13 protein-coding genes are annotated in these 13,301 nt (G+C 64.3%); 8 read left to right on the top strand and 5 right to left on the bottom strand.

The annotated features are described in order from the left end of the window. Positions 1–7 precede the first annotated feature (7 nt). Together H9K76_RS18645 and H9K76_RS18640 are read right to left on the bottom strand one after the other, a co-directional pair. Positions 8–871: a segregation and condensation protein A gene (locus H9K76_RS18645; RefSeq protein ID WP_246475140.1), complete on the bottom strand. Its 864-nt coding sequence runs from the start codon at positions 869–871 to the stop codon at positions 8–10. 37 nt (positions 872–908) lie between these two features. After that, a complete protein-coding gene (locus H9K76_RS18640; protein WP_187596796.1) occupies positions 909–1,112 on the bottom strand; it encodes a DUF3460 family protein in 204 nt (67 codons plus the stop codon). Between the two features lie 241 nt (positions 1,113–1,353). Here H9K76_RS18640 and H9K76_RS18635 point away from each other — a divergent pair, with 241 nt between their 5' ends. The 8 genes from H9K76_RS18635 to H9K76_RS18600 all read left to right on the top strand — a co-directional run bounded on the left by H9K76_RS18635 (position 1,354) and on the right by H9K76_RS18600 (position 9,502). Continuing rightward, positions 1,354–3,903 carry a purple acid phosphatase family protein gene (locus H9K76_RS18635; RefSeq protein ID WP_187596795.1) on the top strand — a complete coding sequence of 850 codons (2,550 nt, stop codon included), beginning with the start codon at positions 1,354–1,356 and terminating at the stop codon, positions 3,901–3,903. After that, the gene (locus H9K76_RS18630) at positions 3,879–4,544 is read left to right on the top strand and encodes a choice-of-anchor U domain-containing protein (protein WP_187596794.1); all 666 of its coding nucleotides are present in this window, start codon (positions 3,879–3,881) and stop codon (positions 4,542–4,544) included. Before H9K76_RS18635 ends, H9K76_RS18630 begins: the two co-directional genes overlap by 25 nt. Before the next feature lie 93 nt (positions 4,545–4,637). Beyond that, positions 4,638–5,423: a DeoR/GlpR family DNA-binding transcription regulator gene (locus tag H9K76_RS18625; RefSeq protein ID WP_187596793.1), complete on the top strand. Its 786-nt coding sequence runs from the start codon at positions 4,638–4,640 to the stop codon at positions 5,421–5,423. Positions 5,424–5,593: 170 nt separating this feature from the next. Further along, positions 5,594–6,094 carry an outer membrane protein assembly factor BamE domain-containing protein gene (gene bamE / locus H9K76_RS18620; RefSeq protein ID WP_246475139.1) on the top strand — a complete coding sequence of 167 codons (501 nt, stop codon included), beginning with the start codon at positions 5,594–5,596 and terminating at the stop codon, positions 6,092–6,094. A 299-nt stretch (positions 6,095–6,393) separates the two neighbouring features. Then, positions 6,394–7,089 carry a YitT family protein gene (locus tag H9K76_RS18615; RefSeq protein WP_187596792.1) on the top strand — a complete coding sequence of 232 codons (696 nt, stop codon included), beginning with the start codon at positions 6,394–6,396 and terminating at the stop codon, positions 7,087–7,089. A 197-nt stretch (positions 7,090–7,286) separates the two neighbouring features. After that, the gene (locus H9K76_RS18610) at positions 7,287–7,730 is read left to right on the top strand and encodes a helix-turn-helix transcriptional regulator (protein WP_187596791.1); all 444 of its coding nucleotides are present in this window, start codon (positions 7,287–7,289) and stop codon (positions 7,728–7,730) included. Beyond that, positions 7,727–8,989 (top strand): type II toxin-antitoxin system HipA family toxin, encoded by a 1,263-nt coding sequence (locus H9K76_RS18605; protein ID WP_246475138.1) that lies wholly within the window; start codon positions 7,727–7,729, stop codon positions 8,987–8,989. Before H9K76_RS18610 ends, H9K76_RS18605 begins: the two co-directional genes overlap by 4 nt. A gap of 90 nt (positions 8,990–9,079) precedes the next feature. Then, positions 9,080–9,502 (top strand): hypothetical protein, encoded by a 423-nt coding sequence (locus H9K76_RS18600; protein ID WP_187596790.1) that lies wholly within the window; start codon positions 9,080–9,082, stop codon positions 9,500–9,502. 45 nt (positions 9,503–9,547) lie between these two features. Here H9K76_RS18600 and H9K76_RS18595 read toward each other — a convergent pair whose 3' ends face one another. From H9K76_RS18595 to H9K76_RS18585, 3 genes are read right to left on the bottom strand one after another with little or no spacing between them, the layout of a single operon-like run. Continuing rightward, entirely contained in the window at positions 9,548–9,877 is a 330-nt protein-coding gene (locus H9K76_RS18595) for a hypothetical protein (protein ID WP_246475137.1), read from the bottom strand. A 26-nt stretch (positions 9,878–9,903) separates the two neighbouring features. After that, positions 9,904–11,973 (bottom strand): methionine--tRNA ligase, encoded by a 2,070-nt coding sequence (metG, locus tag H9K76_RS18590; RefSeq protein WP_187596789.1) that lies wholly within the window; start codon positions 11,971–11,973, stop codon positions 9,904–9,906. A 48-nt stretch (positions 11,974–12,021) separates the two neighbouring features. Next, positions 12,022–13,287, bottom strand: a complete 1,266-nt coding sequence (locus tag H9K76_RS18585) for a patatin-like phospholipase family protein (protein WP_187596788.1) — start codon at positions 13,285–13,287, stop codon at positions 12,022–12,024. Positions 13,288–13,301 lie beyond the last annotated feature (14 nt).

The raw sequence follows: 13,301 nt of genomic DNA, 5'->3' as shown, positions 1-13,301 counted from the left end.
CACGTTCTCAGACTGGCGTATAGGCCAGGCGCACGTAGATCGGCGCGAAGGCTTCGGCCTGGGTGATTTCGATGAGCGTTTCCTTGGCCAGTTCGAGCAGCGCGATGAAGGTGACCACCAGCACGGTGCCGCCTTTCTCGGGCTGGAACAGTTCCTCGAATTCCACGAAGCGGCGGCCCTGCAGCGTCTTGAGCACATTGCTCATGTACTCGCGCACCGAGAGCTCCTCGCGGGTGATCTTGTGGTGCTGCACGAGCTTGGCGCGCTTGAGGATGTCGCGCCATGCATCCTGCAGGTCGACCAGCTCCACGTCGGGGAAGCGGGGCTGCAGGCTCTGCTCGATGTAGACCTGCGCGCGCAGAAAATCGCGGCCGTATTGCGGCACCGTGTTCAGCCGCTGGCTGGCGAGCTTCATCTGCTCGTACTCAAGCAGGCGGCGCACCAGCTCGGCGCGTGGATCCTCGGGCTCGGTTTCGCCCTCCTGCTTCTTGGGCGGCAGCAGCATGCGCGACTTGATCTCGATGAGCATGGCGGCCATCAGCAGGTACTCGGCGGCCAGCTCGAGATTGCGGCTGCGGATTTCATCCACATAGCTCAGGTACTGCTGGGTGACCTTGAGCATGGGGATGTCGAGGATGTTGAAGTTCTGCTTGCGGATAAGGTAGAGCAGCAGGTCGAGCGGCCCCTCGAAGGCCTCGAGGAAGATCTCGAGCGCGTCGGGCGGAATGTACAGATCCTGGGGCAGGGCGAACAGCGGCTCGCCATACAGGCGAGCGAGCGCGACCTGGTCGATGACCTCGGGAAGCCCGTCGGCCCCCGATTTTCGCGAAGGCGCCTCGTCCTCGGTGATGGATGGATCGGTATCGGCCATGGTGTGTGCTCACGCCGGCTGGCGTGAGCGGGGCACATCAGGAGTTGGTCTGGTAGACGTAGGGCTTCTGCTCGACGCGGCCTTCGTTGTACTCGTCCCAGGTGTCGCGATCCACCTGCTTGTCCCAGAGCAGCGAGCGGCCGTACTGCTGCTGCGCATCCAGCTCGGGCTTCTGTTCCTTGAGCTTGTTGATGAACTGCGTGGTATCGGATTGGTAGTCGGGGCGACGGAAGAAGGACATGGCTCTTTGAGATGTGGGGTGAAGCGGCACACGGCAAACGTGTGGCGGCAGGGTATCAGCCCGCCATTTTAGCCGCTGCGCCATTTTCACCAACTGCCGGCAGGCGAGCCGCTTGGCACGGCGCTGCCCATGGGCCTTTTTCTGTTGTCATTGTAGTTTCATGTAATTTGGTGATTATTTGCGTTTAATGGCAAATCTTGCCAATTTCCCACTACTGATGAGCCCTGGGGCAGGAGGAAGAATGGACGCGAACTGGCGATTTTTATGGGCGGCCGGCGCATGGGCGGTCTGCGGGCTTGCGCAGGCGCAGACCGTGCTGCAGGAGCAGAATTTCGATGCAGCGGGCACCGGTGCGGTGATCAGCGCGGTGCCGCCCGCGGGCTGGACCGTGAGCACCTTCTACTCGGACGGTACGCCCGGTGATGTCAAGGTGACGCAGGGCTCCGCCGACTGGCTCGGCTGGAAGTTCCTGACACCCGGGACCTGGACCGCGAACAAGAAGACCGACGCCACCACCAGGCGCGGCGACTTCACGCTGGGCACGGGCGGCATTGCACTGATCGAGTCGGATGGCCTGCGCGCCGACAAGCCCTACAGCGCATCGCTCGCCGCGCCCTCCATCGAGGTCACGAGCGCGAAGAACTACGTGCTGACGTTCGACACCCACTACCGCCAGGGCCAGAGCCCGCAGACGGCGGACGTGACCATCACGTTCGACAAGGGCGCTGCCCTCATCCAGCGGCTGTCGGCGGACACCCTGAACCAGAAGGTCACGGTGAGCTTCACCGCTCCCGAAGGTGCGCGCACGGCGCAGGCGAGCTGGAACTATCGCAGCACCAGCAACAACTGGTACTGGGCATTGGACAACGTCAAGCTGCAGCGCGACGACTCCGCGCCGCCGGCGCCATTCGACCCATCGGCCCTGCCCGCGACGAGCGCCCGGCCTGCACTCACCGTGGGCCCGACGCTGCAGAACCCCGGTACGGACCACATGGCCGTGATGTTCGAGACCACCGAATCGAAGCCCACCGTCTGGGTGCGCAAGGCCGGCAGCACTGGCAGCTTCACGATCGTGAATGCGGTCAATGCGGAAGGCGACTTCAACGACGCGAGCATCTTCTTTGGCGACCTGAAGGGCCTCGACTCCAACACGCTCTATGAGTACGCGGTGGTCACGGGCACCAGCGCGGCGCCCAAGGTGGCGGGGCCCTACCAGTTCAAGACCTGGCCGCGCGAATCCGACCAGGTGAAGAGCGCCAAGTTCGCCGTGGTGTCCGACACGCAGGATGGCAAGGCCAACCGCCTGAAGAACATCGTGCAGGGCTTGATCGCCAACGATTGCAATGGCAGCGCGGCGCAGTGCGCGCAGACGCTGGCGGGCTTCGTGGTGCCGGGCGACCTGGTGGGCTCGGGCAGCACCCGCTCCCACTGGAGCGGCCATTTCTTCACGCCGCTCAGCGCGATCTCCGCCTACGTGCCCATCGTGCCCGCGCCGGGCAACCACGAGTACTTCGGCGAGCAGGCGAGCGCGGGCACGGAAAAGAACTGGCTCAAGACCTACCGCAAGTACTTCAACCGCATGCCGGCCAATGGTTCCGCGAAGCATCCGCTGCACTGGTACCACATCGACTACCTGGGCCTGCGCATTGTCGGCAGTGACTTCAACCCTGCATCGGCGATGCACAACACGGGCGGATGGACAAGCTACGACAACGGGCGCGGCCTGTTCCGCGCCGAGTACATGAAGGAGCACCTCGACTGGTTCACGGGCCTGATGAAGAAGACGCGCGAGGAGCGGAAGCCCTACATGGTGCTGCTCAACCACCATCCCTGCCTGAGCGAGAAATGGCGCCAGGGCGAGGTGATGGGCGTGTGTGATTTCATCTCGCAGATGGAGGACTACGGCCGCAGCACGGGCGCCATCACGGCGAACCTCAATGGCCATGTGCATTTCTACGAGCGCGGCAATTCCATGGACAGCAGGCACCTGTGGCTGAACGTGGCATCGGGTGCGGGCGACCTGGAGAACGCCAAGCAGGACGATGATTCCGATCTGGACGTGATCGCCAACACCAAGCTCACGTTCGGCTACGGCACGCTGCAGGTCGGCTTTGGCGATGCCGTTCCGTCGATGGAGTGGAAACGCTATGACCTGGGCGCGAACGGTTCGTCCATGAGCGCCGTTGCCGATGACTCCATCCGGGTGACCAGCACGCGTTTTTCCGCCAAGCCGACGCTGCCGCAGGCGCGAATGGGCAAGATTGATCCTGCGACACTCAAGCTGGGCTATGCCTTGCAGGACGGCGCCTCCACCATCTACGAGGCGCAATGGCAGCTGTCGAAGGCCGCCGGGTTCGATGGTGCGCAGCCGGTCTACGACGTGTGGGGCAACGATACGCGGCGTGAGAACTGGACCTACCTGAACAACCAGCGCGTCAATACGCAGAGCGGAGCGGACATTGCGTCGCTGGAGCTCGGCCGCATTCTCGCCAACCCGCGGCGTATCTATCCCAACGTGGGTGCGACCACCAAGCGCGGCGGCGTGAAAAGTGCCATCGTCGCGGGTGGCAACAGCCTGCTCGACCGCTTCAACTGCGCCTACAAGTGGGACGAAGATGGTGATTCGGGCGATGTGCGCCAGGGCGGACGGCAGTGCTTTGCGCGCCTGGTACTGGAGAACGGAGAGAAGGGCTCGGTCTTCGATCCTTTCCATGGAAAGGCCCCGAGATCCTGCGGCTGGGCACCGACGAGCGCTGGTACTGGCGCGTGCGCGTTCGCGACGAGAACCTGAACTGGTCCGACTGGAGCGATGCCGGTTCGTTCGAGATCGGCAATCCCGCACCCGAAGTGGACCCGAATCCCAAGCCCGAAGACAAGGAGCAGGTGCTGATCGACAAGCAGCTCGATGCACCGGGCGCGGGCACCCCGGCCGTGGGCCTGAACGTGAAGGCGGTTGCACAGTGCCGGCAGGTGACATCGCATGCGGGAACGGTTCCCGCGGGACTGTTGCTGAAGGACCAGGTGGCGGCCAGCGGCCTGATCGCCTTCAGCCTGCTGGATTGCGACCGGCCGGGCTTTGATGCGAGGATCCAGCTCACCTTGCCCGCGCCGCTGGCCAAGGGCAGCAAGTTGATGAAGGTATCGGCCGGGCCTGACGGCAAGCCGGTGGCCACGGAAATCACGACGGCCGCGTTTGCGGGCAATGTCGTCACCTACAGCGTGACGGATGGCGGCCCGCTCGACGAGGATGGACAGAGGAACGCGGCGATCGTGGATCCCGTCGTGGTGGCGGCACCTGCCGAGGTGATCCCTCCCGTGACCCCGCCGTCGGGCATGCAGCCTGTGCCGGTCGGCCATCCGTTGATGCTGTCGCTGGCCGGCTTGCTGATGGCGGGATGGGCCGCAAGGGCGCAGCGTCGCCGCCGAGCCTGATGCGTTCGCTTCGGCCCTGAGCGGGCCACATCGCAGGGCGGTCTTCGCATATGCTTGCGGCCGCCCTGATTCTTTTGTTGTATCCCACCACCCATGCTGCAAGAAGACCGGTTCGCACGCATTCAGTCCCTGCTCTCGACCCTCGATCGTGTTCGCACGGAGCAGCTCATACAGGACATGCAGGTGTCGCGCGAGACCGTGCGCCTGGATCTGCTGGCTCTGGAGTCCATGGGCCTCGTGCGCCGGGTGCACGGTGGTGTCGCCCGCGTGGCGCAGGAGGAGCCTCCGTTCGTACAGAGGCAGACCCAGCGCGTGAGCGAGAAGCGCGCCATTGCGAAGGCCGCGGCCAGGCGCCTTGTGCCCGGGCAGATGGTGTTCGTGGACGCCGGCAGCACCACCGCCATCCTCGCGCAGGAGCTGTGCCTGCTCTCCGATCTGGTGGTGGTGACCAATTCTTTGACCGTGGCGCTCACGCTCTCCGGTGTCCGTCCCGCGGGGCCTTCGGGCTATGGCGGCGGCTCGCGGGTGATTCTGCTCGGGGGGGACATCAACCCCGACGTGCCGTGCACCTTCGGTGAGGCGACGCTGCACGAGATACGCCGCTACCGCGCGGACGTGGCCCTGCTGTCGCCGTTCGGCATGGGGGCCGAGCACGGCGTGACCTTCTTCGATGCGCACGAGGCCAGCGTGGCCACGGCGATGATCGAGCAGTCCGCGTCGCTGCAGGTGCTGGCCGACTACGGCAAGATCGGCATGCACGGCCGCTATGCGGTGGCCACGGCAGCCCAGACGGCAGCGGTGCTGACCAATGAACACGAAGCCAACGCCGCGTCGCTGGACGCCTTGCGGGCGGCGGGGGTGGAGGTGGTGACGGTCTGAACCGGCAGAACCTGGAGAGCCCGAAGAACCCGCCGGTGCCGACTGCAAACTTTCGTATGAAAGGCCCAGGATGACAACACGGAGGGGCGGCAACGCGTTAGAGTGCCGTCCTCGTGATGATTCGCTGGGGATCACAATGACGGCAACGGATTCAACAGGAAGGAAACCTCATGGCAATGATGCGCATGGCACGTGCGGGCTTGGCGGCGGCTCTGGCGGTGGCGACCATGCTGGTCGGATGTGACGACCAGCGCATCAAGGAGCTGGAGGAGGGCCTTTCCACCGAGGTGGACGTGCGCGCCAAGTTCGGAGAGCCGGAGTACATCTGGCAGGAGGCCGACGGCTCGCGCACGCTTGAGTACAACCGCCAGCCCATGGGCGCGCGCAACTACATGATCACCATCGGCACCGACGGCAAGATGAGCGCACTGCGCCAGGTGCTGGCGCCGCATAATTTCGAGAAGATCCAGCCCGGCATGAGCCAGGAGCAGGTGCGCCGGACGCTGGGCATGCCTGCCAAGGTGGTGCCCTACCAGCTCAAGCAGACGACCGAGTGGGACTGGAACTGGATCGATCCACCCACGCGGCAGATGCATTTCACCGTGGTGTTCGGACCGGACAACCGGGTAAAGAACAGCTACAGCGCCGAGAAGCTGCACGACGGGCCGTAGGGAAGGGTTCCCCCCTGAGGCGCTGCGCGCCTTCCCCCCGGGGGGACACCGCCTTCGCCGCGAGGCGGCTCTTGCTCGGCGGTTGCTGGCATGGCCTGCTCCGCGGCCTTCTGAGCGGTGAGGGCATGCCGGTTCGGAGGCTCGATGCTCAACGAATACCGTGACGGGTGTTGTTTAAGGGTAAACCCTGTGGTTGTGTGTGGCTACCCAGAGCTGCGGGAGGCTGCCTCGGTGCAGCCCCGTGATAATCGCGCCGCCAGTGGCACAACCGCTGGCACGGATGCACAGGATTCCTCACCATGGCCAGCAGCACCTCTTTTTTCACCAGCCCTCTTTTTCGCCTCTCCCGTTCGCGCGGTTCCTCGACTCCGGTTGCCAAGAGTGTGAGCGAACACTCTTCGGATTTGCAGCATTCTGCTTATGAGAACGCGCAGGCGCTGTTTGCGGGATCGTTGTTCGTCGGCATCGCGATGATGATGTTCGCGCAGGCCGGGCTGCTCATTGGCAGCACGGCGGGACTGGCGTTCGTGCTGCACTACGCGACGGGCTGGCCGTTCGGGCTGGTCTATTTCGCCATCAACATTCCGTTCTACTGGTTCGCCTGGAACCGCATCGGCCGGAGGTTCACCGTCAAGACCTTTGCCTGCGTGGCCATGCTGTCGGCGGTGACCACCTTCGGGCCGCAATTCCTGCACATCGACTACCTGCATCCGTTGTTTGCCGCGATCGCCGGGGGCCTGCTCATGGGCACGGGCGTGCTGTTCATGGCGCGCCACCAATCGAGCCTGGGCGGTGCCACCATCGTGTCGCTCTATGCGCAGGACCGCTGGAAGATTCCCGCCGGAAAAGTGCAGATGGCCATCGACGTGGCCGTGGTGCTGCTCGCGCTCAGCGTCGTCTCCTGGCAGCGCGTGGCATGGTCGATTCTGGCGGCGGTGGTGATGAGCGTCTTCATCTGGGTGAGCCACCGTCCGGGCCGCTATGCGGGACGGTGAGTACACCGCCAGTGTGATCGCAAGCGCACGGTGCGTATCCTGCAGAGTTAATTCATAGAGTTTCGCTTGTTTTACTTTTATAGATATCTATGAATAACTAGGGCGAGAGGCCGCAAGTCATCGCAGCAGCATTTTGAAATCGCATTAGTATTTATTCATAGATTTGCAAAAAAGTGGGCTGAGTGTAATATCTATGAATGCCTCGCCAAACCACCCCTCCCGCGGACTATCCACATGCCGTGCTGCAGCAGATCGAGCGGCTCGCGCAGAACATCGTGATCGCCCGCAAGCGGCGGGGTGAGACGCAGGCCCAGTGGGCCAGGCGCCTTGGCGTTTCGCAGCCCACGATGGCACGTATTGAACGGGGTGACCCATCGGTCGCGATGGCGTCCTATGTGATGTGCCTGTGGCTCATCAACCAGGCAGAGGGCCTGGCGGACCTGATCGCACCCGGCAACGACCACGCAGCACTCGAACATGAAGTGAAGAGGGTGCAGGCACCCAGGAAGCCATCCGCAGAAAAACCGCAGGCGGCTTTCAGGGTGATGGAGCCGCAGCGGCTTTCAGGTCTTGGCAATGCGGCGGGTCTCGCGGCATTGCTGGGTGACGGGCCGCTCCCACCTTCGGACAAGAACCCATGAGCATGCAGGCGGTGAGCCCGCAAACCTACCAGCCGCAGGACACGCTCTATCTCTGGGTGCTTGTGAATCCCGCCCGGCCGGTGCGTGCAGGCACTTTGGGGCTCTCGCGCCTGCTGCCCGACTGTGCCACCTTCACTTACGACAAGGATTGGTGGAACTTTCCGTTGAGCGAAGACCTGCCCCTGCTGGCTGCCCACGAATTCAGCGCCACGGAAAAAGGCGGTGCCCCGGGAGCGATCGACGATGCGCGTCCGGATCGCTGGGGCGAGCGCATCATTCGCCACATCGATCGGCCCGCTCGGCTGTCCGTGCTGGAGATGCTCCTGTTTGCGGGCGATGACCGGTTCGGGGCGCTGGGCGTGTCGGTCTCGGCAGAGCACTACATTCCACGCCGCCTGGGGCCTTATCCACGGCTGGGCGATCTGGCGCAGTTGAGCGCCGCGATAGAGGATATCCAGAGCCATGCACCGATCTCGCATGCGCTTGAGCGCCTGGTGCAGCCCGGTGTCACGCTCGGAGGTGCGAGGCCCAAGGCCTTGCTGCAGACCGATGATGGGCCCTGTGTGATCAAGTTCAGCGAGCTGGACGATCCCGTTGACACACCTCTCGTCGAGCATGCCACGATGAAGCTCGCTGCGCTTGCCGGTATCGACGTGGCATCCACCCAGGTTCGCCCCATCGCAGAGCGGCGCCTGAAGCCGACGCGCCATGCCCTTCTGATCGAGCGTTTTGACCGCGTCGGCGCGCTGCGCTTGCATTGCCTCTCCGCCCGAACCCTGCTGCGCGCGGCCAAGCTGGAAGAGAGCTACGCAGCCTTGGCGACGGTGCTGCTGCGCATCGCCCATCCTGATCGCCAGCAGGCCATGCGCGAGGAGCTGTTCCGGCGCATGATCTTCAACATCCTCATCGACAACACCGACGACCACGAGCGCAACCACAGTGTGCGGCTGGGATTCGATGGTTACTACGAGCTCACCCCGGCCTATGACGTGTTGCCGTCCTTGCAGAACCTGGGCTATCAGGCCATGCTCGTCGGGGTGAATGGGGCGGAGTCGACCATCGACAACGCGCTCACGCAACTGAGTGAATTCGGCATCCGGCGAGCACGAGCCATGGAGCTGGTTCGGCAGGTGGCACGTACAGTGGATGGCTGGAGCACGCACTTTGTGCGTGAAGGTGTCAGCGCATCCGACATGGAGCAACTGCATGCCAGCATCGATCGCGATGCCCTGCGGCTGCAGCGCGAGGCCTATGTTTGAATTTTCGAATTACCCTGCAAGCCTGCCGGATTTCCGGCTCCCAGGCGCATCGGCAATTGACGGCTTCTGTCATTCCCAAGGAGGCATGCATTGACCTCGTTCCCGATCTCCACGCTCAAGGCGCGGCATGCGTTTCTCTCCGGCGTGCCGGGCGACGCCGGCATTCAGATTCTGCTGTCGCCATTCCTGTGGGAGGGTGAGTTGATCGACACGTCGATCCGCCTCGATGGTGTCGAGCTTCCGTCGGTGATGCTCAGGAGTCTGGTGGCCCGCTCGTTCGACTTTCCGGTCAATCCCGAGGATGGATACATCGATGGATCGATCTATCTGGCAGGAATGCACCAGATCGTGGATGTCACGCGGCTGGAGTTTCACCGCTCGCGCCATGATGGCGTGACACTGGTGGTGCGTGGCGTCTACCGCTTCGACGAGCGCAGCCTGCCTGGCAGCCGGGAGACGCCGTTCACGCTCAATGCGATGGTGAGCTCGTGCGCCCTTGATGATGCCGCGTGATGCCATCCGCGCAGGCAGGCCGACTGGGTGGCGACAGGCCTTCGTTCACTGAACGGAGTTCAGCGTATCGCCGGCCTGAAGGCGCGGTTGCGGCGCTGGAGGTGCTGCGGACGGTGGCTGATCCTGCAACGGTGCATCCCGGGACTCGCGGTAGCGGATCGTGATGCCGCTGTTGTCTTCTTTCTCGTCATCGCCCAGCATCGCGTCCGCGGCCTTGCCCACGCCCTTGCCGACGATCCTGGCCGTGCCGATGGCGGCGTCTGCGGCCAGTCCCACTGCCGATGCGGTCACGCTCACCACGGTGCAGCCGGTCAGTGCCAACGAAAGAAAAGCCCCCGCCCAGGTGGTGGGGCGCAGGGGCTTTGCGATCGCCATGGCGTCGAGGTCTGGGCCGTTGCGGATCAGTGGATGCGCATGCCCGGCGTGGCGCCAGGGAAGGGCTCCAGCACGTAGATGCCGGGGTGGGCCTTTTCGTCCGCGTGGCTGGCTGCCAGCACCATGCCTTCGCTCACGCCGAATTTCATCTTGCGCGGTGCGAGGTTGGCCACCAGCACGGTGAGCTTGCCCTGCAGCTGCTCGGGCTGGTACATGCTGGAGATGCCGCTGAACACGTTGCGCATGCGACCCTCCCCGGCGTCGAGCGTGAGCTGCAGCAGCTTGGTAGAGCCCTCGACCGGCTTGCATTCCACGATCTTGGCGATGCGCAGGTCCACCTTGGCGAAGTCGTCGATGGTGATGGTCGGCGCGATTTCTTCGCCTCCAGGCAGCACTTTCTCCTCCACCGGAGCGGGCGGGGCCTCGAACAGCGCGTCGAGCTGTTTCACATCGACGCGTTGCATCAGGTGCTTGTACTCGCCGATCTGATGGTCCTTGCCGAGCGGCCTGTCGATGTCGCCGAAGTTCTCGGGTGGAACGATCAGGAAGTTGGCGACCTCGGCGGCCACGTGCGGCAGCATCGGCTTCAGGTAGATGGTCAGGATGCGGAAGGCCTCGATGCAGGTCGTGCACACGTCCTGCAGGCGTGCCTCCATGCCTTCCTTCTTGGCGAGCTCCCAGGGCTTGTTCGCGTCCACGTAGGCGTTCACGCGGTCGCACAGCAGCATCACCTCGCGCACGGCGCGCGATGTGTCGCGATGCTCATAGGCCGCGATGATGTTGTCCTTCTGCTCGCGCAGCTGGGCAACCAGGGCCTGGCCGTCCTCACCCATGTCGCCGAGCTTGCCGTCAAAGCGCTTGACGAGGAAGCCCGCGGCGCGCGAGGCGATGTTCACGTACTTGCCGATCAGGTCGGCATTCACGCGGGCCATGAAGTCCTCGGGGTTGAAGTCGATGTCCTCGTTCTTGCCGTTGAGCTTGGCGCCCAGGTAGTAGCGCAGCCATTCGGGGTTCATGCCGAGGCTCAGGTACTTGAGCGGATCGAGGCCTGTGCCCCGGCTCTTGCTCATCTTCTCGCCGTTGTTCACGGTCATGAAGCCATGCACGCAGATCCTGGTGGGCGTCTTGCGTCCGCTGAACTTCAGCATCGCGGGCCAGAAGAGCGTGTGGAAGGTGATGATGTCCTTGCCGATGAAGTGGTACTGCTCGAGCGTCGGGTCGGCCATGTAGGCGTCGTAGTTCTCGCCGCGCTTGTTCAGCAGCTCCTTGAGCGAGGCGAGGTAGCCCACTGGCGCGTCCAGCCACACGTAGAAGTACTTGCCCGGTGCATCGGGAATCTCGATGCCGAAATAGGGCGCATCGCGGCTGATGTCCCAGTCGTCCAGGCCCTCGCTGGTCGTGCCGTCGGGATTGGTGCGGGTGCCGAACCACTCCTTGATCTTGTTGGCCACCTCGGGCTGCACATGCTGGCCGTCCTGTGTCCATTCGGTGAGGAATTCCACGGCGCGTGGGTCGGAGAGCTTGAAGAAGAAGTGCTCCGAAGTCTTGAGCACCGGCTTCGCACCCGACAGTGCGGAATACGGGTTGATCAGGTCGGTGGGGGCGTAGACGGCACCGCAGACCTCGCAGTTGTCGCCGTACTGGTCCTTGGCATGGCAGCGCGGGCACTCGCCCTTGATGAAGCGGTCGGGCAGGAACATGTTCTTCTCGGGGTCGAAGAACTGCTCGATGGTGCGCGTCTCGATGAAGCCGGCCTTCTTCAGGTCCAGGTAGATCTGCTTGGAGAGCTCGTGGTTCTCGGCGCTGTCGGTGTTGCTCCAGTTGTCGAAGGCAATATGGAAACCGTCGAGATACTGCTTGCGGCCGGCAGCAATGTCGGCCACGAACTGCTGGGGCGTCTTGCCAGCCTTTTCGGCGGCGATCATGATCGGGGCACCGTGGGCGTCGTCCGCACCCACGAAGTTGACTGCATTGCCCTGCATTCGCTGCGCGCGCACCCAGGTGTCGGCCTGGATGTACTCCATGATGTGGCCGATGTGGAAGTTGCCGTTGGCGTACGGCAGCGCGGTGGTGACGAAAATCTTGCGTGCAGTCATTGGTTCAAACTTTCGGAGTGCTGGCAAAGCGCGGCTTGCAGCGGAACCTTACATTGTAGTTGGTGGCGCCGTTTCGCCGTGCATGCGGTCTTTGCCGGGAAGCGTCCAGCCGAAGAACGCGCAGATTTCGTCCGTCCTGGCCATCGCATCCCTGCGCCCCAGCTCCATGAGCTCGCCCGTGAATCCCGCCTCGAACAGCAGGTAGCTGGCCAGCGCCGCGCCGCCGACCATGCCGGTGGGGGACTGGCCGGGCGCAGGCACCTTCACGCCGACCGCGCCGAGCAGCGCGCGGATCGTCGCGGGCAGCTCGCCGATGTGCCGCGAGGCGATCTCGTCGATGCGCTCGCTGGGCGAGAGCACCAGCAGGTTCAGCGGCCTGAGCGGGCTGCGCGCGCGGGCGTCGGGCGGAATGAGCGATAGCGTCTGGTTGATGCGCTCAGCGCGCTCGACGTCTACCGACAGGGCATCGAGGAAGATGCTGGAGAGCGCATGGCCGCCGATCTGCGCGAGAGAAGGATAGGCCGGTACCACGCCACGCGGCACCACCAGCTCGGGCTCGTTCATGCGGCCCGCGCCCACCACCAGGATGCGGTCGGCGCCCAGGTGGATGGCCGGCGCGATCGGCGCGGTCTGGCGCATGGAGCCGTCGCCCAGATAGTGCGTCTGCTGGTTGAAGGTGACCGAACGCGCGGGAAAGATGAATGGAATGGCCGACGAGGCCAGCAGGTGCGCGTGCGTGATTTCCGCGCGCACGGCCTTGCGCTGCGAACGGATCCACGGCGGGCGCGCTTCGCGTGACTGGTAGAAGGTGACGTGCTCGCCAGTGGTGTAGCTTGACGCGGTCACCGCCAGCGCGTCGAGGTGGCCATCCTGGATCAGCCCCGGCAGGCGTTCGAGGCGCACCAGCTGCGTGAGCAGTTCGGCCAGCGGCTGGTTGTTGAGCAATGCGTGCGGCCGCGCCTTGCGCCAGCGCGCCACCGTCCAGCCGAGCGACAACAGCGTCAGCCAGTGTGCGCCGCTGCGCAGCACGCTGATGGAGTCGGCGCGATAAACCTGTTCGGCCTCGAAGTGCCGCCACACGCTGGCGACATGGCGCACCGTGTCGTCGAAATGATCGGCCCCGCAGGCAAGGGCGGAGGCGTTGATGGCACCGGCCGACGTGCCGCACAGGATCTGGAAAGGGCTGTTCTGGCGCGGCAGCCCGCAGGAGATGCGCAGGTCGGCAATGGCCTCGAGTACGCCCACCTGGTAGGCGGCGCGCGCTCCGCCGCCGGACAGAACCAGGCCTGTGAGGGGTTGGTGCGGCGCGGTCATGCCGTCGTTGTCGG

The organism is Diaphorobacter ruginosibacter, assembly GCF_014395975.1.
Taxonomy (GTDB): Bacteria; Pseudomonadota; Gammaproteobacteria; order Burkholderiales; family Burkholderiaceae_C; genus Diaphorobacter_A; species Diaphorobacter_A ruginosibacter.
The sequence above is the reverse complement of the archived record's forward strand: the minus strand, read 5'-3'. Positions and strand labels throughout refer to the sequence as shown.